Origin of the sequence: Antrihabitans stalactiti (genome assembly GCF_012932915.1) — a bacterium.
Classification (GTDB): domain Bacteria; phylum Actinomycetota; class Actinomycetes; order Mycobacteriales; family Mycobacteriaceae; genus Antrihabitans; species Antrihabitans stalactiti.
This window is the reverse complement of the sequence record NZ_VCQU01000002.1, coordinates 578,076-603,077: the sequence shown is the minus strand read 5'-3', so window position 1 is coordinate 603,077 and position 25,002 is coordinate 578,076. Positions and strand designations below refer to the sequence as shown.

At 63.4% G+C, this 25,002-nt stretch carries 15 protein-coding genes; 1 reads left to right on the top strand and 14 read right to left on the bottom strand.

Going from position 1 to position 25,002, the window contains the following annotated elements:
* Positions 1-414: 414 nt before the first annotated feature.
* The 4 genes from FGL95_RS08560 to FGL95_RS08545 all read right to left on the bottom strand — a co-directional run bounded on the left by FGL95_RS08560 (position 415) and on the right by FGL95_RS08545 (position 5,037).
* Positions 415-1,665 (bottom strand): serine hydrolase domain-containing protein, encoded by a 1,251-nt coding sequence (locus FGL95_RS08560; RefSeq protein ID WP_240962816.1) that lies wholly within the window; start codon positions 1,663-1,665, stop codon positions 415-417.
* Entirely contained in the window at positions 1,665-2,705 is a 1,041-nt protein-coding gene (locus tag FGL95_RS08555) for a YVTN family beta-propeller repeat protein (protein ID WP_169585772.1), read from the bottom strand. Before FGL95_RS08555 ends, FGL95_RS08560 begins: the two co-directional genes overlap by 1 nt.
* A gap of 164 nt (positions 2,706-2,869) precedes the next feature.
* On the bottom strand, positions 2,870-4,105 hold the full coding sequence (locus FGL95_RS08550) for an acyltransferase family protein (RefSeq protein ID WP_338079765.1): 1,236 nt from the start codon (positions 4,103-4,105) through the stop codon (positions 2,870-2,872).
* A gap of 14 nt (positions 4,106-4,119) precedes the next feature.
* Positions 4,120-5,037, bottom strand: coding sequence for an SGNH/GDSL hydrolase family protein (locus FGL95_RS08545; RefSeq protein ID WP_240962887.1), 918 nt, complete (start codon positions 5,035-5,037; stop codon positions 4,120-4,122).
* A 227-nt stretch (positions 5,038-5,264) separates the two neighbouring features.
* On the opposite strand from FGL95_RS08545, the gene FGL95_RS08540 reads away from it, so the two are divergent.
* Positions 5,265-5,609 carry a hypothetical protein gene (locus FGL95_RS08540; RefSeq protein ID WP_169585769.1) on the top strand — a complete coding sequence of 115 codons (345 nt, stop codon included), beginning with the start codon at positions 5,265-5,267 and terminating at the stop codon, positions 5,607-5,609.
* Positions 5,610-5,619: 10 nt separating this feature from the next.
* Here FGL95_RS08540 and FGL95_RS08535 read toward each other — a convergent pair whose 3' ends face one another.
* The 10 genes from FGL95_RS08535 to FGL95_RS08490 form a co-directional block, all read right to left on the bottom strand.
* Positions 5,620-6,303 (bottom strand): hypothetical protein, encoded by a 684-nt coding sequence (locus FGL95_RS08535; RefSeq protein WP_169585768.1) that lies wholly within the window; start codon positions 6,301-6,303, stop codon positions 5,620-5,622.
* 15 nt (positions 6,304-6,318) lie between these two features.
* Entirely contained in the window at positions 6,319-7,476 is a 1,158-nt protein-coding gene (locus FGL95_RS08530) for a hypothetical protein (RefSeq protein ID WP_169585767.1), read from the bottom strand.
* The gene (locus FGL95_RS08525) at positions 7,473-8,504 is read right to left on the bottom strand and encodes a hypothetical protein (RefSeq protein ID WP_169585766.1); all 1,032 of its coding nucleotides are present in this window, start codon (positions 8,502-8,504) and stop codon (positions 7,473-7,475) included. The genes FGL95_RS08530 and FGL95_RS08525 overlap by 4 nt, the downstream gene beginning before the upstream one ends.
* A 34-nt stretch (positions 8,505-8,538) precedes the next feature.
* On the bottom strand, positions 8,539-11,391 hold the full coding sequence (locus tag FGL95_RS08520) for a GAP1-N2 domain-containing protein (protein WP_169585765.1): 2,853 nt from the start codon (positions 11,389-11,391) through the stop codon (positions 8,539-8,541).
* Positions 11,388-13,787 carry a SaeA-related protein gene (locus FGL95_RS08515; RefSeq protein WP_169585764.1) on the bottom strand — a complete coding sequence of 800 codons (2,400 nt, stop codon included), beginning with the start codon at positions 13,785-13,787 and terminating at the stop codon, positions 11,388-11,390. The genes FGL95_RS08520 and FGL95_RS08515 overlap by 4 nt, the downstream gene beginning before the upstream one ends.
* A gap of 41 nt (positions 13,788-13,828) precedes the next feature.
* The gene (locus FGL95_RS08510) at positions 13,829-16,615 is read right to left on the bottom strand and encodes a magnesium transporter (protein WP_169585763.1); all 2,787 of its coding nucleotides are present in this window, start codon (positions 16,613-16,615) and stop codon (positions 13,829-13,831) included.
* A gap of 1 nt (position 16,616) precedes the next feature.
* A complete protein-coding gene (locus tag FGL95_RS08505; RefSeq protein WP_169585762.1) occupies positions 16,617-20,183 on the bottom strand; it encodes a tubulin-like doman-containing protein in 3,567 nt (1,188 codons plus the stop codon).
* A 43-nt stretch (positions 20,184-20,226) separates the two neighbouring features.
* On the bottom strand, positions 20,227-23,124 hold the full coding sequence (locus FGL95_RS08500; protein ID WP_169585761.1) for a vWA domain-containing protein: 2,898 nt from the start codon (positions 23,122-23,124) through the stop codon (positions 20,227-20,229).
* The gene (locus FGL95_RS08495; RefSeq protein ID WP_169585760.1) at positions 23,121-23,564 is read right to left on the bottom strand and encodes a hypothetical protein; all 444 of its coding nucleotides are present in this window, start codon (positions 23,562-23,564) and stop codon (positions 23,121-23,123) included. Before FGL95_RS08495 ends, FGL95_RS08500 begins: the two co-directional genes overlap by 4 nt.
* Before the next feature lie 252 nt (positions 23,565-23,816).
* Positions 23,817-24,989 carry a flagellar basal body-associated FliL family protein gene (locus FGL95_RS08490; RefSeq protein WP_169585759.1) on the bottom strand — a complete coding sequence of 391 codons (1,173 nt, stop codon included), beginning with the start codon at positions 24,987-24,989 and terminating at the stop codon, positions 23,817-23,819.
* Positions 24,990-25,002: the final 13 nt, after the last annotated feature.

Genomic DNA, 25,002 nt, shown 5'->3' with positions numbered 1-25,002 from the left:
TGAGCTGGCGGCATTGGCTCTTTAGCCAACTGTTGACTAGACGGAGTTCACCCTGGAGTCAGGTGACGTGACAAAGACTGTATGGAAGACGTTGCCAGTGTCGGTACGACCGCCTCGCTCCAACGCCCTGCGCGGCACTCCCCTTCTGACGTCAAAGCACGTCAGCGGTGATTCCGTCGCGGTCGCGGCAACGGTGAAGTCGCGCAGCCGAGGAATCCAGACTTCAAACTCTCGGACTCAGGTCGGTCAGCGGGATCCGAGACACGGAAAGTCCGGCGCGCTTTTCAAGAAGCCCGCCTAGCACCACCCGCGCTCACGACGACCACGCTGAATGATTGCCTTGCCCGACGCACTGCAAACGCGTGAGTAATCCTGCGCTCAATATATATCTACTCTGCGGCGATCTGAGTGTCGCTAGTTTTCGTGGAGCGCACGGAAGACGTTCTTCGCAATTTCATTCGCCGGCCGTACGCCTGTCGGGCTGTCTCGCATAGTGCAAAACACGACGATCGTGGTCCCGGAGGCGGGCTCACGGCCCATGAACGTCTGAAAGCCGGGGATCGCGCCATCGTGGCCGATCATCGGACCAAAGGACATCCACCCCAACCCGTATCTGATTGTTGCCGGATTAGTTTCGTCGAGCTGCCCCAAGCTCTCGATGCGCAATCGGTCGATCTCGTGCGTAAGTAAGTGTCCATCGACCAGGGCCCTCGCGTACGTCGCCAGATCCGCGGCAGTCGAGATCACGCCGCCTGCCGCCCAGATCCACGACGGGTCCAACTCCGTCACATCGTGCGGGAACAGTGCACCCGTCCGCGCCGCCTGGAGTTGCGCATCGGGCAACTGCACAGTCTGGAGCGCCGACACATTCGTCCCGTAAAGATATCCACGCGGCGACGGCACCGGCATGGTGTGATCGCCGTCGGCCGGAAATGAGGTCTCATGGAGGCCAAGCGGCTCGAAAATCCTCTCCTGTAACAGATCTCCGAGGGTTTCCCCAGTCACCTGCTGCGCGATCGATGCTACGAGCACAGTGTTCGTGTTCGAGTACCGGAAGCCATTGCCGGGTTCGAAGTACGGCGAATGCGACGTGGCAATAGCGAGGAGCTCCGCAGGCTTCCAGACGTAGCCGGGATTGTCGTCGAGTGTCTCGTTAAAGGACACGTCCTCCGTGTAACTGAACAACCCGCTACGCATGTCCAGCAGCTGTTCGATCGTGATCTCCTCGCCGTCGGGAAATTCCGGGTAGAACTTTGACACCTTGTCCGAAAGACTCAGTTTTCCTTGTTCGACAAGTTGGAGAACAACGGTCGCCACCATAGTTTTTGTCACGGACCCGACTCTGAATCGATCGTCGACGGTAACCGGATCCGTCCCAGCGAAGGCACGCGTCCCGTAGGCCTCCGCCCAAGAGCCGCTCGGTGTTACGACAAATACGACCGCGGCTGGAATCTCTGCCAGCGCCACAGCCGACGACACCACTGGAGCTAACTTGGCATCGAGGCCTGGATCGTTCGGCCGTGGCGACGTATCGGGCGTCGAAACCTTAACTACGTCCGCCGCTGCGGGTTGTTCGGACGAGGGTTCACCGGAGTGTGCGGCCGTACACCCGCCAACCAGAATTACCAAAGCAAAGAACGACACCGAGCGGCTCCGCCAACGCATCATCGCGCCCACGCGTCAATGTCGACGATTGCGGTCATCGTGTGTTCGGTGAAGTTGGTGAAGTACGCGGTGTGGGCTACCGGGTCGTATGCGGCGCCGTGAGGATTGGCCCCGACCGGGATGGTTGATACAACAGAGTGCGCCGAAGCATCGAGCACGCTCACGGTGTTGGTGCCGTGATTGGTGACGTAGACGGTCGACGTCGCATCATCGACGGCTACGCCAACGGGTCCGCTTTGCACCGCAATCGTCGCCGACGTCGACCCAACCGCGAGATCGACTACCGACACTGAATCCTGCGCGTGATTTGCCACGTACGCGGTACCCTTCGAATCGACCGCGACACCCCAAGGCTCATCACCCACTGCAATCGTCATCACGACCTGTCTCGCCGTCGGATCGACCACGCTCATCGAGTCGTCACCGGCATTCACGACCATCACATGCCCGCTCGATCGGTCAACGGCGACGCCATACGGATGATCGCCGACCCGAACGGTAGCCGTCACCGCGGCCGACGCGAGATCTATGACCGACAACGTATCGGACTCGAAGTTCGTTGTGTACGCCTTACCAGCGGAACTGTCAACCGCAACCCCATAGGGCGCGTCGCCAACGGGAATGGTGCGCATAACCGACCGGCTGGACAGATCGATGACCATCACTACGTCGTCTTCCGCGCATGTCACATAGCCCGAGTGCGTAGCCGGATCGATCGCGATAGCAGCCGGTTTGTTCGCTGCGGGAATCGTGGCGACGACCGTCTGCAATGCGGTGTCGAAAATGGTGACTGTGTCGTCATCGGCATTGCTCACGAGCGCGACGCCCAGGATCGGATCCACCGCAACACCCCACGGACTGGAACCGACCGGCAAGAAAGCCGAGCGCGGCGTCCGCGCTGCCGAACTCTGCGTCACCGACGCGGATGTCGCGGCGACGCTTGCCTGTTCCGCCGAAGGCCCCGAGTCATCACGCGTACCGATGACGAGACCTACCACGAGAAATAACGTCGCCAGAACAGCACCTACCAACAATGGCACTCGCGAACGCCGCTGGTGTGGCGGTGGTGGCGCTGCTGGCGGCGAGATCGGAGGAACAATCTGCCCCGGGAATACCGGAGCGGGGTACTGCGGCGCCGAATATCCCACTGGCGGTGGGAAATCGGCACCGTCGGATACCCCAGGCGGCCTCGGACCGTGCCCGGTCATCGAGCCGGATCCACTCGCGACGAATGCAGCGCGACTTCCTGAGATTTCGGACGCGCCCAACGAGTCATGATCGGCATATCAACCCATCGATAAATCGCTGCGGCTGCGATCAAAGACAGCGCGAACACCACCGCCGTCCAGGCCAACCAGCCCGTCGCCGAGTACCGATTCCCTCCGATGAACACGCGAGTCACGATCGCCATGACCGGGAACTGAATCATGTAGAAGGCGTACGACACGTTGCCCAGCCACACCATCCGCGGCGTCGCGCTCCATCGCGAAGCACCACGAATGTCCCGCATCGCCACCGTCGCGATAAGGGCGGTCATCGGCAAAAGCATTAGCACCGACATTTTGTAGTTGACCGGGACAACCCACGTCGCCGCATAGGCGACACAAAGGCTGGCAAGAACAGGAGCCATGCGGGTGTTTCTCCATCGGTTCTCCGCGACAAGCCTCGCAACAAGCACACCGAGATAGAACTCCGGCAGCCGCGATAGCGGGAAGGTGTAGCTCAGCCAGTACGACGGCGACACCGGTATATTCTCGCGGGCGAACCACGCGGGTGACGAATGGATCTCAAACTCCGGCGAATCGTCGCCCGGCAACAGTCGGGGGGCGAAAGCGTTCGCAATTCCCTTCGGACCATCGGCCCATATGTAGAATGCAGTGTGTAGCAACAGGATTGCCACGAACAGTCCTGCGATCGCCCAACCGATGCGAGCTGCTGGAATCCGCGCAACAAAGGGCGCTAGCACCGGAAAGCTCAGGTAGAAGAGCATTTCTGCGCACAGCGACCACGACGGCACATTTAGTCCGCCCACCGTCGTCGATTTCGGCACCCAGGTGTGAACCAAGACCAAGTTTGGAAGCCAAACCACCAAGCGCATCAAAGGGACCGATGCTGCGAGGACGAAGACCGCAGCCGCGAGGATATGCGTCGGGTAGATCTTGAGAATCCTCTTCCGGTAAAAGTTGCCGATCGAATCGCCTTGGCGATACGACCAACAGATCACGAAGCCGGACAGGACGAAGAAGAACGTCACGCCGGCGGCGCCGAGTTGCATCGGAACAAGCCAATGGATCGTTCGGAAAAGATCCGACTTCTGGAACGGGTACACCGGGAGAAACACGAGTGCATGAAGGACAAACACCGCGACCGCCGCCCACCAACGGGCGCCAGTGAGCGACGGCAGCCGCGACCGCGGCGACACCGCCAGATCGATAGTCACACTCGTAGTCATTGTCAAAGACCCAGTTGCGCACGCAATGCCGCAGCCAAAACCTCGTTGCCGGCAACCGAGGGATGGATCGGTGCTCCGACGAACAATGAGTTCGGTTCGGTAAATCCACCGATCCACGAATCTGCGGCACAACTGCCGTGGCGGGCGGTCACGGATCGCGCATCAAAGAATTCGACTCCGAGTACGCCTGCCGCACCGCGCTGTGCCGCGTCAAGGTGGTCTAGGAATGCAATGTAGCCCTCAGCTCGAGGCTGAACCACCTGGCCGCCGGCTGGAAGGCTCAGACACGCAGTCGACTGTCCAGGCGGAAAAACCTCCGGGTAGCCCACGAAGACGATCCGGGACTTCGGCGCGTAGTACTTGATGTAATTGACCACCTCGCGAGTACGGTCGGCAAACGCAAGCGGGGTTACAGCGAGGAAGTCGGGTAGACGGCCCTGGCTGATTGCATCGAAACCGCAGCCTCGGATCACATCCATCAGACAGTCGATCGATGGAAACGCTCGGCCCGGTGACGCGCCCCACGTGTCGTTCCACCCGATCTGAATGAGCACAGCTCGTGTTGAATCGCCGAACGCACCGTCGGCAGCCGCCTTCCGAGCTTGATGCACGAGCGTCCAGCCACCGCCTGTATCGATGCTCCCACCGCTACACGAGACGTCCTCGTAGCCAGGGGTTCCCAGCAATCCACTCGCCGCCGCAAGCCGCGCCGGCCATGCCGTCGGTGGTCTCGTGCACCCGTCGGGATCTCCCCCTACGAATGGGGATGTTGCGGTGAAGGAATCGCCCAAAACCACAAGCGTTCGTCCAATGGGCGCCGCGCTGGCTGAGGGTACGGCAAGCACCGTCGAGCACGCCGCTGCCAATGCCATCACAAACGCAGCAGCCCGTGGACCGACTCCACCCGTGCCCAGCGACATTCGCACTCTCGCGTTCCTTTCGTCCTAGGCGTCGATCCGGACCCAGTGGCCCACGCACTCCGACTCCGCAGTATGTCCGATCCGACGTAAGTGCGCCGTCCGTCGTTTGCATGACAGTCGCAGCAGCTGACACAAGTGCTAGGCTTTGCGGCGCCGCGCGTCCGCGTCCGAAAGACCATGGCGCAGTGGAGGAGAGGGGCCAAAGAGCTCCAGGGTGAGGAGATTCGATGACGTCAAAGCGCACCGGCATGTTGGCTACAGTTGGGTTCGGACTCGTGCTCGCATTGTCTGCCTGCAGCGACGATTCCGGCTCTTCCACCGAGACAAGCACGGGGTCGACCCCAGCAAAGACGACGTCGGAAAGCGCTACGACCATGGCCGAGACCAGTGCGCCGCCGACAGTCGCACCCGAGACAGTCGTGACTCCAGTCGAACCAACGACACCGGCCGCTCCGGTGCCGGCAGTGCCGCAAACTGTCGCTCCTGCACCGCAAACCGTCGCGCCGGTCCCTCAATCCGATGCGCCGCCCGAACTTCCCGACCCGGGTTTCGAGCCGAAGAACGGGTACTGATCCGGGCTCGTTAATACGGATATCCGTACGTCCCTTGCGGTCCAGGTGGCGGAGGGTAAGCGCTTGGCACGATTCCGGTGCGGGCGATCTTCTTCACCTGGATGTACGCGGTGGATGGCGCGAGCCACATACAGACGACCGCGCCGACGCCCAGGGCCACGATCAGCCAGCTAATCGGCCCGCCCAAGACGAAGATCGACGACAATCCGGCGAATACCGTCGAGACAATCCGGCCCGCCTCGCTTCCCGCTTTCGCCAGGAACGCCATCAGCACATAAACGGCGGCGATCAGGATGTACAGGATCGCTAACACGATCACTACGGACATGGCCGCATCATCAGCCCAGCCGCCGACCTGCGCAGCCGAGAAGCCTGACACCTCCCCGTCTGGGATAGTGTCGGTGACACCCGCCGCGTAGCGTCTCAGATCGAAAATCCATAGGGCCCAGCGGATTCCACTTCCAAGCAAAACAACTGCCGCAGCAAGGGTCAGGCCGAACGCGACCCAAATTGTTCCGGGCGGTTTGTCGGCCGCCGCGTATCCGCCCCGATTAGCCGGCGTCGCCGGCACGGGGACGGACGCGAAGGGCGCGGACGTGAAGGGCGCAGGTGGCGGCCACGACGATCCCCAATCGGGCGGCGGCGCCGATCCGCCGTTCGAGAAGGGGTCCGAGGGCGGCGGTAGATAGCTCATCTGTTGACTTCCGTTTCAGAGGACGCCGACGGGCGACAGAATCCAGCGGACTGGATCGACGCACCGAAACGGTGCGATTCCGCGCGAGTGAATGTTCTCGCCGATCGGGGAATCGCCGAGTGCCGAGACAGCGAAGAAGCGGAACGGGATAGGCGCACCGCTCGTCGGGTTTTCAACAGCCGCGACCAAAGGGCCGGCGTGCAGCTTCAACAAGAGGCTGCGGACTTCTTGGTGCAGCAACTCGCCATCGACATCGTTGTAGCGGACACTCATGCTCGGATCACGCAGGTACGCGGCCCCCGGGTTCGCCATCAGCTGGCTCCACTCGGAACCATCGACCTTCCGAAGCGCCTGCAACGCATCGAATTTGGAGAGAATTACAGCGACCTTCGGCGTACCGATCCCAACGCTCATAAGGACATTGCTCAGCACCGTCTTCGGTTCACCACCAATCCGAAGTTGACTGGGAACCAAGTCCATCAGTTGGTCGCGGATCTCGGACACCTTGAGCGGATCGAACATGAAGAACACGCCGTCAGCGTTTGCGAAGAAACTGAGGTGTAGCGCTTGGGACGCACTCGATTCCAGGTCCTCCCCCGCGACATCCCGTATGACCACATAACGGCGGACTCCGCCCCACAGCCCGAGACTGAAGATCAGCGGCTCTCGTTGATAGGAACCTTCGACGTCGGCACGCTGGGTGGACTGCATAAGTCCGCGTTCCTCGTACAGTGGCTTCTCGTAGTAAGTCTGGTAGTTCGTCTGGGTCAGCTGCGTCGCAGGCTCGACGGAACAACCGAGTCGCTCACCTAACTGTTCGAGCTGTTTGATGACAACCGCGATGTAGAGACTCTTACCTGTAGCACGTGCACCTGCCATGGCGATGCACGTCGCTTGTGCCTGACGCCAGCCCTCCGGGTAGCGATAGTGACACATTGCGCACACCTCGGGTGTGCGTTCGTTGCAGGTCGGGCAGGCAGCCCCATCGGGCGGCGCCCAGCCCGGCGCAGCGCCGGGTGCCTGACGCAACTGCAGGATCGGCCCGCTAGCGACGGGACCGCCGGTGAAGGCGCTTGCAGCCGGATCCGGTTTGGCCTCGCAGCGCCCGGACACGCACATCCAGACGTAGTTGTTCGGATCCACCGGGTGAAAGCACCTGGGGCACTTGGTCATCGAGTCACCACCGCATGTCCGCGTCCACCGAGGGTGGTCGCATTGAGCATCGACCGGACGGCGGCATTGACCGCGTCCCGGTCTCGTACAAGACGTTCGAGCGCCGATGCCCCAGGAGGAGGTGGCGCTACAATCGTCACATTCGGCATCGCTTCTTGCCCGTCGAACGGAGTCTGAATAGTCACGATATGACGACTGTCACGGGTGTCGTACGCTAGCCCGTTGCTGTCGGCGGGAACTGCGTCGGTGAGGATGAAGGTCACCATATCGGCAGCACTGCCGTCGAGCTGCGAAACCGCCGCGGACTGAAATCCGGACACGAGTACCACATTGACGACTTCAGCTGTCACCACGGCTGACGCTGTCGCGAGATCTTCGATTTCCAACCACCGAGGCGACGCATCTGCGAGGCAAAGGCGAATCCTCCGGTGTGGCGCGACAACGCTTGCGATGCCTGAGATGACATCCACCACAGCGGCGACACTGCCGTCGGCGAACGCTGGGAGCATCGACGCCGACATGTCGACCGCGATCGCGATATCGGCCTGCGCGTGCTCGGGGAGCTGATCGACACCCAACACCGCGCGTGTCGCGACGCGCGCCTGATTGGCGACGGGACCAAGTTCGATCTCCCGACCGCCGCGCAACGCCGCAACCGAGATTCCTTCTCCGACGGATTCGAGCGCGGCAACGTCTATGTGCGTAAGCCCGGAAACGTCGATCGGGCCAAGCACAGCCCGATCCGGATCCGGGTCGGAGCGGTCCTCGACAGCGAGCGTCAGATGCACAGTCGTATCGGGCGGAAACTCTGCCGGTCCTGCCGGCATAAGGCGAAGCACGGTTGGCGCGTCGACGCGCGGCAGGACCAGCAAACCGGGGGTAGGCCGGACGACCCGTGAATCGTCGACGCCGTTGACGAGCGCCCGAATCGTCGCGGAGGCCACGGGCCCGACGACGGTCATGGACACGACGATCGGCCGTCGCGGAAAGACCGCACGGCCTGCACCTTCCAGCACATATGTCGGCACGCCGGTCAGTCCTTTCGGTTTCGTTCGCGCACGGTCACCTTCTCCTCCGGGTACGGACGCCACCCGGTTCGATGCCACGGTCTTCGAGCCACTTCTTGGCGTACTTGCGGTACAGGGAGAGAATCTTGTCTTCTTCGCCCCCGTAGGTCCTCCTGACGCGCTCGACGAGCGCGCGCTCGATGGCCGCTGGTTCGGCCGGACCGATGTACCGGTTCTGCTCAACAAGACGTTCGACCACTTCGTCGAGCAGCGACACATGCCGATCATCGACGTCCCGCGCAAGTGTGCCGAGAAATCGCTCGATCGGGCGGGCGAGTCTCCGCTCTGGCGCTTGGTCGCCACCCACGACGGCAGCCTCGACCAGCCAACCGACCGAGAGTCCTTCCGAGCGCGTGAGATCGGCGACCGCGGCGACAAGCCTTGCCCGATTCGCAGCATTCTCCTGTTGCACAACAATTTTTGCAGCCTCAAGGATGTCGGAGCGTGACGGATCATCCACTGCCTCGGCTACAGACAGCACGGCCAACGAATGTGCGAGGTCACCGGAGACGCGTGAGCCACCGCTTGGGGCGACCCTTCGCAAAGCTGGTCCCAGGAATCGCTTCTGCAGAGCGGTGCGTTCCTCGCGCGACATCAGATGCCATGCCGAGTGAACCCGCACGTGGTAGATGGCCGACGCGATCGCGTCCCACTCGCCCGGGCCTGCAAGAGGCGGCGGTGATCCCGGTCGTGCGGGTGCCAAGATGCTCGCTGGCAGTCGCCTGTAATCGTCAGTCAGCGGCTCGAACATGAACGTGGACATAAAGTATCGCGGTGGCACGATGCCGGGATAGCGCGCCAGCAACGGATTGAGTGCCGCGGGCGGGAATGCAGCCGCGAAGACAGTTTTGACATCCGGTGCCTGCACGTCTGGTTCGCCGTGTTGCGCGAGTAGCCGCCACAGCACCAGCCAGTTGAGGTGCATCCACCGGTTCGCCATCTTCGAATCGGCCATGTGCTGGCTGGCCAACTCCGCGGTCAGAACCGCGAGCGGGTGGATCTCGCCGACCGGCAATTCGGCCAACTGCCTGGCAGATGGCAACTCGTCCCATGACGGTGGCATCAGCCAGGTCAGCACCTCAGTCGACGACCGCTGACCGAGTGTGCCTCGGTTCATCGGTGCCGCGCTGGCCAACACCGGCCGGACCAATGCCCGCGCGGTGCGTTCGTCGAGAGGCCCGCAGGCCGCAACAAACCCCGGACCCGAACCAGGATCGACAAGTGTTGGTACGACTGCCATTTCAAGGAGATTCTGCGCGCGCTCCAGTGACGAAAGCCCGCCGTAGGACACTGAGTCGAGGCAGTTCGCACGAACAAGTAGATCGAGTGAACGAAACACGGCGAAGACCTGCTCGGGCTGCGTCGGAAATCCCTGGTGACTCGCCTCGCGGAACTGCTCACTAAGCGCGTCGAGATGCGCGGTGATCTGACGGTCGAGACGTTCGGGACGCCAGTGTTCACGGAGACGATGCATCACAAACGGCACGCCGCCGGCCTGGATGAGCCACTGCCTATCGCTGAGCGCCCGTTCGACGTACACGGCGGCGAGCATCTCCAGTGCAACCCGTGAACTCGATCCTTTCGCGGTCCCGAGGACCTTCCAGGCGTCGGCGGCAGAGGTACCCAACGAATCGGCGATCGCTGCCGAAGCACGTTCTGCCAATTCTGGTTTCGCGCTGAGATCATCCGGCGAGTGCCGGGCGATCACGGCACCCGCTTCGGCGCCGACGTCGTCGCGCAACTCTTCGATCAACGCTGCTGCCATAGCGAGGGGCCATGCTGGATCCAGGCCCGTATCGGCGACCGACCTCGCGACATCATCCAGCACGCGTAGCGCGTGGTCGAAAGTCTCATGATCGACGACAGCACTCTGCGCGATCACTGACCATTCGGTGACGGGCACCTCCGATCCTGCGGCGGTGCGATGCGGAGCACCTCCGAGATCGCCGATTGCCGGGACCTCGTTCTCACGTAATACGACGAGCGACTCTGCGCCCGCCACTGCGCCCACGTCGCCGATCGGGACGGCAGTCAGCACAACCCCGCGCCCGAGCGACGCTGGCACACCGGCCGCGCGATCGAACGTGCTCCAGCCGAAGCGGCGCGCGGTGCCGGCCGACATCAAGTGACTCACCGCGCCGATCCACATAGCCGCGGTGTCGTCCGAATGCGCGCCGAATACAACTGCCGGACCTCCTGCGAGCGCTGCTGCGACCGCGTCGAGAAGCACGCTGAGCACGCCGATCCGCCACTCGGCGGGGTCACACAGAAACTCGATCACCGACTGTCGGTTGACAACCGAACCACTCGCCGGCAACGCCGCGGTGCTCAACTTGGCCTCGACCACGTCCGCCGCACCGTATGGGCACAGCCAGTCCGACGAACGCCACAGGTCGATTGGGCGGAGGTCGACATCTGTGGCGTCAGGTCCTCGATCGAGCACCGTATGTGCGAAGACATTGCCCGGGCGTCCAGAACCGTCCGCGCCGGCGGGAACGGTATGCCAGTACCCGGCTCGCCCGTCGGGCAACCGGGTGTACATCAGTCTGCGCGGAAAGCGTGCGACGTCTTCCGGAGTCGGAAACTGCGGCAGCGGCTTCGGCAATTCGAAAGTCGTCTGAACCCAGAAACGCAGTTGTTCGCGCTCGGTGTCGGTTAGACCGCCTGTGATGTCTTTGACCTGCCAGCCGCCGCCAACGCCGGAACCATCGTCGAACGACGAATACGTCAGCTGACCGAACCTATTTATCGCCGCTCCGCCGACCGACTGCTGACTGGGCACCGATTGCGGGACCGCGGCGTGGCCCGGCCACGACGCGGCAGCAGATGTTGCGGAGGGATAAGTCATCGCCGCCGTCCCGCGCTGAGCACAAGCTTGGCCACAGGCGGATCGAGCAGCGCGAAAATGCCGAGCCGCTCGGGAGGAAGGTGAGCGAACAATCGCAGGAAGCCGGTTCGGCCTCGCACGTCGGCCTGGAACTTCAAACCGTTACGCGACGCTGTAAGCCCATTGGGCGGGCTGAACATCTTCGCGGGCCGGTCCGTACCACCCGCCCGCGCCACGTCGATCGCGTCACCGTCGCGCACACCGAGCGGCAACCGGTCGGGATTGTTGACGAGCACGAAAGGTGGCGAACCGTCGGTGTCCTTCTCTGCAGCGATCTCGATCGTGGCGACTATAGGGTCCCCCGTACTGCCGCGGGTGATGTCGAGGTCATAGAACACACGCAGCATGCCCGGGTAGTCGACGGTCACGTACTGCCCTTGGATTCGTTCTCCGGCGGCGAAGGCCACGGGCACCATGTGCAGGGAGCAACCACCGTTGGGCAAGCGTTGCGGAAAGTGCAGCCCACCGAAACGGGCGTACATACCCGCGGAAATCTCGGTGGGCTGGCCGCTGAGCCCCTGGTCGGCGGTCTGGCCCCGAACACCGGTGTAGACGAGCACCGCCGCCGCGCCGGCGGGCCAGGTGAACGTCAGAATCTGCTTGTCGACGCGTTCGACGATCTCGGCGTGTGTGATCCTCTCGGTGCGGGTCGCCGACGTGGTCTTGCCGACCTGATAACGCCCGTCCAGCACGGTCACCGGCGTGAAGTAGGCACGCGTCCATTCTCTCGGCCAAGGCACGTCGACCATAGTGCTACTGGAAGCAGTATCCGACGAAATAGGATGTGCGAGGCGCGATTCGATCGGTAGACCGGCACCAGCAAGCTGGCCTTCAGCCAATGGCACCGCGTCCGCACCGGGCGTGGGACCACTAACCGTGCGGTAGACGTACACCCGTCCCGCCGACGGAGTTGTCCATTTTAGATCGAACTGGCGCTCGCCGTCGTCACCGTCACCAAACACGACTGACAGATCCTCGACTGGTTCGAGCAGCGCCGAGACGAAGGTCTCGGCCTGCGTATGGACCGAGAGCCGCGTTGTGCCATCTATCGTCGCTTCCGCGCGTACTCGGTACAGATAGCGCTTGCCCCGCTCAGCGCCACGGTCGACGAACCCACCGAGGTTCGGGAGATCGGTGAGAATACGGAATCTCGGTTCCTCACCGCCGAAGGCCGCGCGTTCGATCGGGATCCGATAGACCTGTACAGCGCGAATGCCCTCGAACACCGACCACTGTCCGATCACGCGGCCCTGATCCTCGCGGATTTCTAGTTCAGTGACGGGACTGACGAGCGCTCCATTCGCGTACAACGTTGGTTGTTGCCGGATCGCATCCGAAACATTCAGGCCGACATAAGTCCACACTTGGACGTGCCGGACCGCAGACGCGTACCGCCTCGCATCGCCGACCCGCGTATCGAGCGTCGCACCGATGTAGTCACCCTTGTCCGGCCCCCACGGCTGATGCTCGTCGTTGGAGACGAGCCGATAGACGACGACCTCACCGTCGGCCGCCGAGTAGGCGGGCCAGCCGTAGGTCATCCCCGTTGCCAGGGAGCCCGTCACCTTGATCGTGTGCACGGTGTCGGGGGCATCAAAGTAGTCGAATTCGTCGAAATCCTCCGGTTCCAGGTCGAGCAATACTCCTACCGGTGCGCTTCGACGTTCCCGAATGGCTTCACGCGGTGAGGCGGGGGTGGTGTCGGATCGCCCTGCCGTCTGGCTGGCCGGCACCGGCTGTAGAGGCGCCGCCGCGTTGGCGTGCGCCTGCTTGGCCGGCGTCGACATCGGTGTCGCCTGGGTGCGCGGATCGGTCGCGGGTGCCGGTGCCTGTTTGACAGAATCCGAAAGCACGTTGGCGATCTCGGCCGCCAACGCGGGCGATACCGACAAAGTCCGTGCAATGTCCGGGGCCAAGTGACCCGGCATCCGCAAGATAAGGCGGAGTTTCTTTTCCGTGAGCGCGGCGACCTCGGTCCGGCCCGCATCGATCGCTCGGCGCCGCCATTCGAGCAATGCCTCAAGTCGCAGCTCCGCGGGTGACGACGGCCCCCCGAACCGGCTCTCAGACGCTGATGACACCGTGCGGCTCCCGTTCGTTCCCGTGCCGGCCCTCGGGACCAGCAACTTGTTCGGCAATTGCGCGACTGGGTCGACGACGCCCATCTTCAGCTGGTGCAACAGCCAACCCAGCGTCTCGGACCATTCCTCTACTGCTTGCTCGTAGTCGCCGTCGATGGTGTTGAGCGAGGCAATCGTCCGCAATGTTTCGGGCGTCGGTGTTCGTAGACCGCGCGCCTGGGTAATTCGTTGCCATTTCATCAGCTGCTCGAGGCGAAGCTCCGGACTCGCACCCATCGCTGCCCTCCATCACCAAAACTACTGATTCGGAACCAATTTCAGAAGACATAGGTCCCCGATCCAGGCACTTCGACGTGCCGCGGCCCGGGCTGCGGCGCTGCCGCATGCCGTCCGCGCTCATGCTCGTCGACAGAGCTCACGACGTCGGATTCAAGTTCTAGTGCCGCATCCCCGCCCGGTATCAGCACAAGATCGGGGGCGGGTTGGCTTCGCGTACCTACGAACCTGAAGAGGTACTCAGGTATCGCGTCGCTGAACTGCGTCAGGGCAGTCACAGCACCGAGCCCGACGCGCGGCCGGGCGCGTGGATCATCGGGGCCGCCGTCTGACGGAGGCCAGTTCAGCGCGATTCGGGGGTCACCCGCGGAAGCCGCTGCGTCGGTAAATAATTCGTCGTCGAAATATTGGACGCCGAGGTCGCCCGCACCCGCTTCGAGGCCTGCGAGGAAGTCGGGGAGTCCTACGATTTCGGGCCCAGCGGGCGATACGCTCTCGACATGGTCGCGCAATGCCGCCCCGATCGGCGAACGCGGGTCCGACAGTGTCGACAATACCTGCCGCCACAATTCGTCCGAGCCAGACGCAACCACGCGCCCCGCCGCGACCTCACTCGACCACACATCCAAAGGTGAACCTGACCCCACCCCTTCGCTGCCGAACAGTAACCGTGAGTTCTCCCTAATGTCCTGGCCGAGGGCACCGAGTCCGTTACCGGCGTCTGCGATGGCACGCTCCCACACGGGCGTGAGCCACCCGATGCGGAACAGATCACGCCGGACCTGCTGGGCCACGTTGGCGACTACGTCACCGCCCGGCTTGGCTACACCGATCTTGGTACTCAACGGCAGTCCGACACCGATATGTGGCAGAACCGGCACAGCGGCGGCCTCCGGCCCGAACGGCGCACGCAGCAGCGCACCCAGTGCCCTACTCCATGCGAGATACTGCGAATAGGCTGTCGAGAGGCGGTTGACGTCCCGGAGCGCAGTCTTGAGATTGAGCCGATCGGCTTCCGCTTTTGCCGAATCCGATTGCCGTCGAGCCATTTCGGCGAACAGCTCGCCGCGTTCCTTCATGAACGTGACAACAGACGCTACCGCCCACGCGAGGATCGACATAAATGCGAAACCGAGCGCCCACTGCAGCGGAAGCACTGCGAAGCCGAACAGTAGCCCCAGGCCGACAAGCGCAACAAACAACAGTCCGCCGAACAACTTGATGCACATCGCCAGCATTCGCTGCCTGGCGCGAGCCTGCGTGCTTATGTCCGGCGCGCCGGTGCGGCCCTCCATTCGCCCGATCAGCTCTCGAACCTCACGTGTTGTCACCGCGAGCGACTCGAGAATTGCGCGGCCGACCTGGGCTCCGTAGCTGCGACCGGTAACGGTAGCCCACTCCTTGAGGGCCATGCCGGTGTTCTTCGCCTCGAATCCCACGACAGGATCGCCCTCGGCGCGGCTGAGGGTGGCAGCGAGTGTGTTGATCGCGTAGACGTCGTTAGGTGAGACCGAGGAAATCCCGATCACGGCGGCAAGCGGGCCTGCGACCTCGAACCGCTCCGACTCTGCGACAACGCAGTCGGTGACCGACCGCATGACAGCCCTATTGGCGCCGATCTGGATCGGCGGCATGCCAGGGGAACGCTCGCCGCCGTCAGCGAGTGTCAAAGCACCGTTAGCGTAGTCGTCCCACACCGAGGAGAGGTCGGAACGAACGTCGTGGTCGTCCATGCCACCACCGAGCATCGCGCCGAGCCGATCCGACGCGGCCGCTATATCATCGAGTCCAGCCGGAGCACCTTGCGCCGTTACACCGTTAACAACGACGGCATACTCCGAACGCGCGCCGAATACGGTGCTCTGCACCGCACCGGCGACCCCCGTCGACACCCGTCGGACTACTCCCGCATACCACTCCCCCGGCGAATTCTTCAGTGCCGCAAGCAGGTAAGAAAAGAACATCTTGATGGCTTCCAGCGCGCCGATGGTCTTGACCGGCACCGGTGGTGGCGAGACGCGCGGACCCCGTAACAAGTGCCGACTCTTGTTCCACCAGGCACGTGCCATCGCACGCGCCGATATCGCCGCATCGTCGATATAGTAGACCGACTCACCCTGCTGGCGCGGTAACGGTAGCGCCGTACCGGATTCGAAAACCTTTCTGCGCAACTGCGATTCGGCCGCCGAGGCGTCGATGCTGCGGTAGAACGACCGCACGACGCGGATCGTCTGGCCCGGCGGCGGCGCCGAATTGTCGAGCGGTGCATGGTCGATATGCGCCCACATCCCGACGGTACTGGCAATGGCCGGTGCCGCGTGCCGTCCGATCACCACCGGGTCGTCGGTAGGTGTCAATAGTTCGTGTCCGCTACCTGGGCCGCGCGCATCTTCGGGCGCAATCAGCAGGTTGTGCCAGCCTTCGATTGTCGCCGAGTCCACCGTAGGCCCGTCAGGCCGCACAATCAGTATCCGCACGCGCGTGACGCGGGCTCCACCTGCCGACGAGTTGAGCAGTTCGCTGAGCTCCTGATGTGTACCGATGCTCGGTGATTCGGCGCTGCCGGACACCGGCACGAGCACAACGAGGCGAACATAGGCGAAGTTTCGAGCCGCCAGCGTCGATTGGATCGTCGTCCGATGCTTCCGGCCGCCGTCGACGACCGTCGCGTGGACTGTCGTCCGTGTCACCTCGTGTTCGGCAACCCACAGAAACGGACTGACCAGACCAACCGCGGACAAGTCGGTCAAGACGTCCAAGATCCCGTCGGCGGTGCCGCGCCGGGCCACGAGCACGTTCAGCGAGGGCTGTGACAGTGGTGCGACCATCTCAGAAAGTCCCCCCTTGCGGGATCACCACATGGATGAGGTCTGACCCATCACCTGGGCCGTCTGCCGCCGTTGCTCCAGCCAGCAATGAACGTTCGGCAGCCACCTTCGCGATCTCCACGATCGAGATCAATTCATTTGTCGCCCATAGCACGTCCGGCGCGAGGTCACGGAAGACCGGCGTGTTCGACGCCAGATTGCGGTTGCTGATCACCGAGAATTGGCCGCCGCCACGCGCACCCTGGACGCCTTGCACAACGAAGTGGTCGCTGGCGAGATTTCCTACGGTGCGCAGCCATTCCATCGCGAGTTTCGCGCGCTCCTCGATCGAATCCGCAGTGTCCGCGCCAGACACACGAGACGGCTTGCCGCCAGCGGTGGCGCCCGTCGCGAGCCACGGAGTGATAACTGCGGTTGCTGTGACTTCGAGCAGTCCGCTTGCCGGATCCTGCGTGCTCGCGTCGTACAAACCACGCAAAACCTGGTACGGCCGAAGCGAACTCATCGCCGGTGACTGATGCGACTGCGCGATTGCCACTAGAACGCCTTCGAGCACCGCTGGCAGCCAGTCGTAAGTCGCAAGGAAGCTACGAGGTGACGTCAGCAGCGGATGCGGGAAGCCAAGCCAGCGCGCCTTTTCGTCATCCCAGATCTGGACAGGTGTCCCGAATGGCGGCCCGGGTATCTGCACACGCCCAACGAGCTGCCCTACGAACCACCCAGCTGCCATTGCTCGGCGCTCACCCTCTGCCATCGGCAATGCCGCATCGAGCGGTCGAGTACGCCGATAGCGCCAGAACGATTCGCGTGCTTGATCAGCAGTCTGCGCCCATTGCTCGGCCACCGGCTTCAGCACAGACGAGAACGCCAACGGTGAATAGTTCGGGTAGGAACCGAAAACGTCGACCTTCGTCAAGTCGGCTTGATCGCTCAGCGACCGGCCGAAGTTCTCCTTAGTCGCCTGATCGATGCGCGGGTTCGTCTCAAGGATCTTCGCCAACTCCTCTCCGACGGATATTCCGCCGAACGGCACGTCGGAGAATTTGTACCGGTACTCGAGCTGTGCGCCGTAGTGCAACACATTCAGCGCCTCGTCGCTCACGGTGGCCAGCGGTCGGGCCAGCGACAACGTCTCGGCAAACTTCACCACGATGTCATGACGTCGTTGCGCCAGTTCGGATTCCGCAGCCCCTTCGCCTTGGACGAAGTTTCGCAGTGACACGCGGACGAACTTGTCGAAGGACTCGCCCGGTCGAGCGACGAATTGCCGTGCACGATCAAGTAGTTCATGCGGGCGCACATGAACGTCGAACTGAGCAAGGGACGGCTGGAGCAGCTCGCCGGTGAACGGATCGTTGGTGAACGACCGCGAACGCCACTCTGCGGTCTTCTCGACCAGCCCACCGGGTGGCCGATTGCCACCCGTGGTCGCCCACAACCCGGAGATGACCTGCCGTGCCGCGAGCGGTATCGCATCCGACAGCGGAGGTTGCCCACCGCCCTCGCTGACCGCGCGGGGTAGATCGACGCGCTCGTACTGCAGCTGGAAATCGGTCGAACTAGTCAGCAGCACTTCGTTGTTGGCCTCAGCGAAGCGGGCGTGCACGCGCTCCTCCCCGTCGGCCGGCCATGCGCCGTATTGAACGGTCGTCAGCCGGGCAAGACCCAGATCGGCGACCTGCTCACGGGTAGCGTGCTCGAGAATCCGCTGCGCCTCGCTCATGGCGGCGATCAAGGGCATCAACACCTCGGTGGCGATCGCGCCGCATGCCGAGCTGACGTGGCCGGCCGCACGAGCAAACAGATGTGTCCTCACGCTGTTGGCATACGACGCGAGAATGCGATCGTTGAGTTGCGGCCCGCTAGGTACCGTCTTCTTCAACGCCGCGAATGTCGGTTCGACGTCGGCAGGCATCGCGGTGATGTCGCTGTTCGCGTGTCCGACAAGATCACGGGCCGCGGGCAGCAATCCGTCTGACAGGTATCTGCGCAGCCGTTCGGCTAGCGCAGTCGCGTACGGAAGGCCTAGTGCTGCAATCGCATTGGAAACGACGCCGACGATTCTGTTAGCGAGCTCCTGGTGCCAGGAAAACGCCCAGGAGTACGCGGTCGACTGCACGGCCTGGTTCATCGCCGCTCGTCGCTCACCGACTCGCTGGCGTACCATCGGCACCCATTGCGCTGCGTTCATCCCCGCACCGTTGGGAAGATAAGGGCGCAGTTGCTGTTCGATGATGGCGCTGATCATGGCGTCGGTGCTCTGGCGCGGGATTGCTCCGCCGCCCAACCATGGTCCCACCGACGCCGCCGCCCGACCCTGCCCGGAAAGAGCTGGTAGACCGACGGCGACGAGCACCCCGTCCCACTGCGAATCCAGCAGCGCGGTGGCTTGTTCCACCGAGGACGCCAGGTTGCCCGGCTGCAAATGGCCTTTGAGGAGCTTGTCGACGCTGCTGCGGGCAAGCCGCTGCGCTGAATACTCGGCGTAACGATCGCGGCCCATACTGAGACTCGCGAAACCGTAAGAGCCCCAAGGCAAGGAGTCCCAAACACCACTTCCCCAGCCGAGAAAATCACGGTCGCCGTCCGGCGACCCTGTGTTGCCGAGGTCGTACGAGACGAACTGATCGGTCGCCTTGCCGCTCATCATCAGCCCCGCGAGCCCGCGTGCGAGCCCCCGATACACCGCGTTTTGCGAGCCGTCGCCGAAGATCGCGCCTTCGGCTCCCACCTTCCGACCGACGGGGAACACTCGAGCGAATGGAATGAGTGCGCCAGCACCGTTGTGCAAACCAAGCGCGGACAGCGTGCGCTGGTCGTGCTCGCGCGCCGAGCCCGTCTGGCTTGCGACGATCTCGCCGAGCATCGCAAGTGCGTTGGCGCGCACACCGGATCTCGCGGCCTTAGGCAGCGAATCGAAGATGTCGGGCGTCACCATGAACACACCCATCAACTTCGGATCGAGGCCTTCGACGAGCGTCAGAAGCCGGCAGATGTCCAACGCCATCGACGCTCCGGCACCACCGGCCATGGACGAGACGACGAGCACGATTGGGGTGTCATTCGGGTTGTACCCGCCGAGGCCGGGAACCGATAGTCGCGCCATCTCCGACTTTGTCGTGTCGTGATTGAGCTGACTCCACGAATTCTGCAGCCGCGCAAGGATTTCAGAAACCTTATTGAGCGTAATCATGCGACCGACAGCTCTGTATTGACCGGCTCCAACCGAGATCGGGATCGCGACCGCGTCAGGGCGTCGCGGCGCCCAGGTCGCGATCGTGTCGAGGCTCTGTTGGGCACCGAGACGCTGACTTAGCGCGCCGTCGAGCATCGAATAGTTGGCGCCCTGGGGACCACTTCCGAAGTAGGCGCCGTCCTGATCTTCGACGTTCGGCAATCCGTCGGGCCCGCGCTCGGCCCCGCTCGGCACATCCAGGTGCACGAACTTCCATCCCGCGGGGATCTTGTTCACACCGTGCGCAGCCAAATCCGACCGGAGCTGATCCATCATGTAGGACAGCGTCGCCCCGCCCGATCCGCCGCAGCCGACGATCAAGAACCGCCTCATCGGTTACCTCCCAAGTTGTTTCGTCGCATCACACTTGTTCTCGTCACCATTGATTGCCTTGTTGGTCGGGGCTGCCGCCGTACTGAGGCGGCGGAGGCGGAGGCGGCGGACCGTCGCTGCGCGCGCCGCTGTACTGCGGCGGTGGCGGTGGGCCACCGAACGGTGCAGGCGGTGCCGACGGCGGGACGGAGCCGCCCGTCGATGCCGGAGCGTGGGAATCACCACCACCCGGCCCGAACAGATCACTACCACCCGGCCCGAACGGATCACTACCACCCGGCCCGAACGGATCACCGCCACCCGGCCCGAACGGATCACCAATGCCTGGGCCAGCACCGGCAGGCCCAGCGGGAATCGAGCCTGGTGTGCCGGACCGAAGTTCGGCGAGCAGCGCCGGCAGGCGCCGGGCTAGGTCCCCGGCGATCGCGTCGCGCTGGGTCTGATCCGTCATGCCGCTGGTCATCAAAATGACCGCTGCACGATCGGGCGCCCAGCTTGGATCGCTGACCACGATCCACTTGTTGTGGATTGCGAGCGGCAACCGGGCACGTGGCGGCGATCCAATCGACGCTGGAGTCTCCGACGATGCACTGAGCAGCATCGTCTTCTGAGCCGCTACGTAGCCGCTGCCGAAAGGTGACCTGCCGATGTGGGTGGCCAGTTCTATGCTCCCCACCCGCAAACGCCGGGTTGGCTTGTGCAGACCTGGTACGGGATCGACGAGATCGCGCTCGCGCAGCGCGAACGGCTCGCCGTCACGCAGAACAGTTCCAGCATCGATCATCACCGGAATCTCCACTGCCAGTAGGGGTTGTGCGGGGATTCGTGCGGTTAACCATTTCGCTGCGTAGAGAAGCAGCAACGGCAGGCCGGGCCCGAGCAGCAGCGCAAGCAGGAGGGTGAGCCAAAACGTCTGTGTATCGAGCGACTTCGTCAGCTCGAGCGTTAGATTGACGTTCTGGTTGACAACCTTGTCGGGCGCATCGTTGGACACCGACGAGACGACGAACGTTCCGGTGAGGGCGCCTTTGGCTTCGTTCTCCGTCGTCAATTCGACGTCGATGGTGCCGTTCTTACCGTCGTCCAAGTTCAAGCACTTCTCACGAGACGAACCGTCGCGTTGCGCCCCGACGGTCACGGCGCCCACGCCAGCTGGATTGCCGGACAGATCAGGTGTGGCCTTCTCGATCCAAACGCAGCCAGGGCCCGTCACCGGCAGTTTGGCGGTGACAGTTCCCGCACGACTGGATTGACCGAAATCGAGCGCCGTCGCGATTGTCGGATACCCGACAGCGGGCCCTATGTCGATCGGCAGCCTGATCGGGACCGTTACCAACTCGGTGCCGGGGACCGCGGCGCCTGCCGAGTCGACGGTAGGTGCGGTCGACAACTTCAGACCGAGCGCCATGTCGTAGTGCCCCGCGGTCACCCTGGACAGATCGAGCCGTAACGGCTGACCGATCTCTGCCTTCGATAGCACGACGGGCGCGAACTTCGCCGGATCGGGTACCCCGCCGGGGGGCACAAGATCGATAGTCAACGAGACCTCACCGAGAAGGCTCGACGAATCCTTTGTTTGCCCGCCCCGGTCGACGAGCCCGAACTTCAGCTCCTGACTCTGCGACGGTCCGGGCGCGGGAGTCTGGCCGGCGGCGAGGGCTGCTTGATCGAGCCTGGCAGGCCTTACCCCAGCTTCGAGACTGATGCTGCTCTGCGACACGCCTGTGCCGGCGCCACCCTCGTCGACGAACGTCAGTGCCCACTGCCCCGACCATGGAGCATTCGGTTTCGACAGGCTGATCCGGACGGTGTCTGCCGTCTCCCACTTATAGGTGACGCCTGCGCCGGCGATTGTGAGCTGGTCGACGTGCGGTTCGTTTTGAATTGGTATTCGTAGCTGTTCGTTGGCGGGTGACACCAGGTACGGGACCAGGCTCGGATCACTCTTGGCGAGAAGGTCGACGAAATCGATCGAATCGTCGAGGGTGAAGTTGTGCCGTGCGGTGTCGCACACTGTCCCGGCGCAAACACCGGTGTCGTGCACAGTAGGTTGCTGTCCGGGTGTGCTGAGCTGGTCGAAGGCGAACAAGAGTTGATCGATGTCGGACGCTTCGTGGAAGTCACCCGGCTTCGGCGACTTAACCGCGCCACAGTCTCCGGCCCCAGCAGCCGAACCTTCGACGATGCGGCGCATATCGGTGAAGTTCGGCGTTTGGGCGCCGCCGCCTACTAATCCGACTCCGAAGATCACGATGCCCGACGAGCGAATTTGGTCGGCAACGCCACCTGGGCGGCAGATCTGGTTGGCGCCGAGCGAAACTGCTTCGGCGACGCCGGCCTCAGTACTCATATCAACACCAGGCGCGTACGGAACACTCAGGCCGGACCGGTTTTGGAAATCGAAGGCGCCGTCGGTGAACCAGCCGATCGCCTGGCATCGTGGTGCGTTTCCGGTGCCGTGCGGGCGCTGCGCCAGATACGCCCGTGCCGCCTCCAGCGCAGTCAGGTAATCAGTATCGTTTCCGTCCACCCGGTTGGCGAACCTGTCAACGACCGCCTTCAGGTCGTCAGCATTTTGCGGTGTAACCGGTGTCCAACCGCGGTCGACTGTGAAGTCCGTCGAGAACCCGGCGATCGCGACATCTACAGCGAGGTGGTTGCGGTCGGCGTAGCTGGCGAGCCGGTCGATCAGGTACTTGGCAGCGGTCACACGGGCGCCACCGGGATCGGACTGACGCAGGCTGGCTGACTCGTCGATCATCAGTAGTAAGTCGCCGGTGCCCTGGCCCGCGATGCATGCTCCGTAATTCGTGATTGCACTGGCGGCGGCGGGAGGGGGCACTGCCGTCGCAATCGGCCCCATGCCACCTACGCCGAGAATGCCCAGTGTCACAACGGCATACAGCGCTACGGCCGCGCAGACACGCCTCAGCCGGCTCATCGGGTACCCGCCCAGTAGGCGATCCGCAGCGCACCGACGATCACACCGGCCAGCGCGACGGCCAGCGTTACCCAATAGCAATAGGCTGTCCATGCCGGTTGTGAGTAGAACGGCTTGGTCTGTTGCTTGGTATCGAAAGCGGTGTAGACGGCAAGCAGGCCGATGGCGACGGGACCCGCGATCACCCAGCCGGCCACCGCTATCCCGAATGCGGACGAGCCGAGGAGCGCCAACGCCAGTCCGATCAGTGCTGCCGCCCCCGCGATCCCCGCCCATAGAACAGGCGGCCCGGCAATATCTTCGGGCGCGAACAAGCCCTGCCCGTGCGCGGGTTCCAGCCCAGTGGCCTGGCCGAAACTGTCACCGATCGGCGCAGCCGAACCGAATGTATCCCCCACATTCGAGTCTCCGAATGTGTCGAACGGAGGCCGCTGATCCATGGGGGAACCCCCGAAATTTCCGCCACCGAAGCCTGCGGACGACGCGCTGTCGGGATTCGACGCCGGTGACCCGAAGTCACTGAAGTCGAATGGGTTCGGTGGTCCGGACACCCTGCGCCCTCCAATTGTCTCGTCTGAACCGCTGTGCGTGCTCCGACCTCTGCCGCAAGAGTCGAGTCTTACTCAGTTCGCGCGCTACCGATGTCGGTCGAACGATCGACGCACATCGCCTGCGGCGGTAGGAAACTTCGGCTAAGGCTGGTACTCGTTCGAACCCTGTGTGCCCGTCGCGTTGACCCGTTTGGCGAAGCAGTGGTCTTTGTCCATACCCTGCTGCGCGCACCATGCGAGTGCCCCCTGCGAATTACTGAAAGGGATCAAAACGACCGAACCCCACCAGTTCGGATCGTTGTACGAACGGAAGTCACCCGTCCACAGCAGCGCGGTTTCGCGATAGCGCTCACGGAAGTAGTACTGCTCCCCCAGAATCTGCTCAAAGTTCCAGACGATGTTGTCGTAGAACAGTCCCGGCTGTTTGGTACTGACCTGCGGGACCCATTTGTCTGCGCCGAGCGCTCGAATCCGCGCGACGTCAGTGGTCCGCATCGCCTGCAGCCCTTCACTACTGGCGGATTCCGCATCACCGGTCTGCGGTAGCGCGGCACCCGATGCGCACACCCGGCCGACGCTGTCGACGACGTCGGCGGGATCCGCCTGGCTGGGTCCGCCCACTTGCCCCAATTTCTCGACGACGACCTGCGCGCCGGACGTGCTCACCGAATCGGGCAACCGCCAATAGTCGGGGGGGTTAAAGCACAATTCGAGCGCGACCGGCGCATCCCCGCTGCGCGGCAACACGATCGGCTTGGCGGCGAAGTCGAACGTCGCCGCCGCGACGTTGCTTCCGGAATCGGAGATCGCGACGCGAGTTGCACTGGAGGAGAGGATGTCACCGTCGGCGCACCCTGCACTGACTGAGATGGACGCGATGAACTGATGGCCGTCCCTTCGGAACCCAGTGACCGACATGCCCGGCGGGCTCGCACAAGGCACGATTGGGCTGCCGCCTGCGGCGAGCGACTGCGCGCTGCGTTTGCCCGAACTTGCCGCGTTCGTATCGTCATCGCCTGAGCTGACGGCAAAAGTGACACCGCCGATCGCAAGCAGCGCCACGATCACGGCCGCGACAATGAGCAGCGGCTTCCTGCTTCCACCGCGCTCCGGCAGCGGCGGTCCAAGCGGGATCACTTCCTGCGGGAGCGGCGCCTGACCTGGGAATACCGGTGCGGGAAATACGGGTTCCGCATACTGAATGGGCGAAACCGGGTCCGCGCCGCCCGTGAAGTTCGGTACAGCGCCCGTCGGCGGCGGTCCCGGCCGCGGCGGCGGGGTACCGGGTTGCATGCCCTGCCACTCGCCGTTCATAACCACCGTTTCT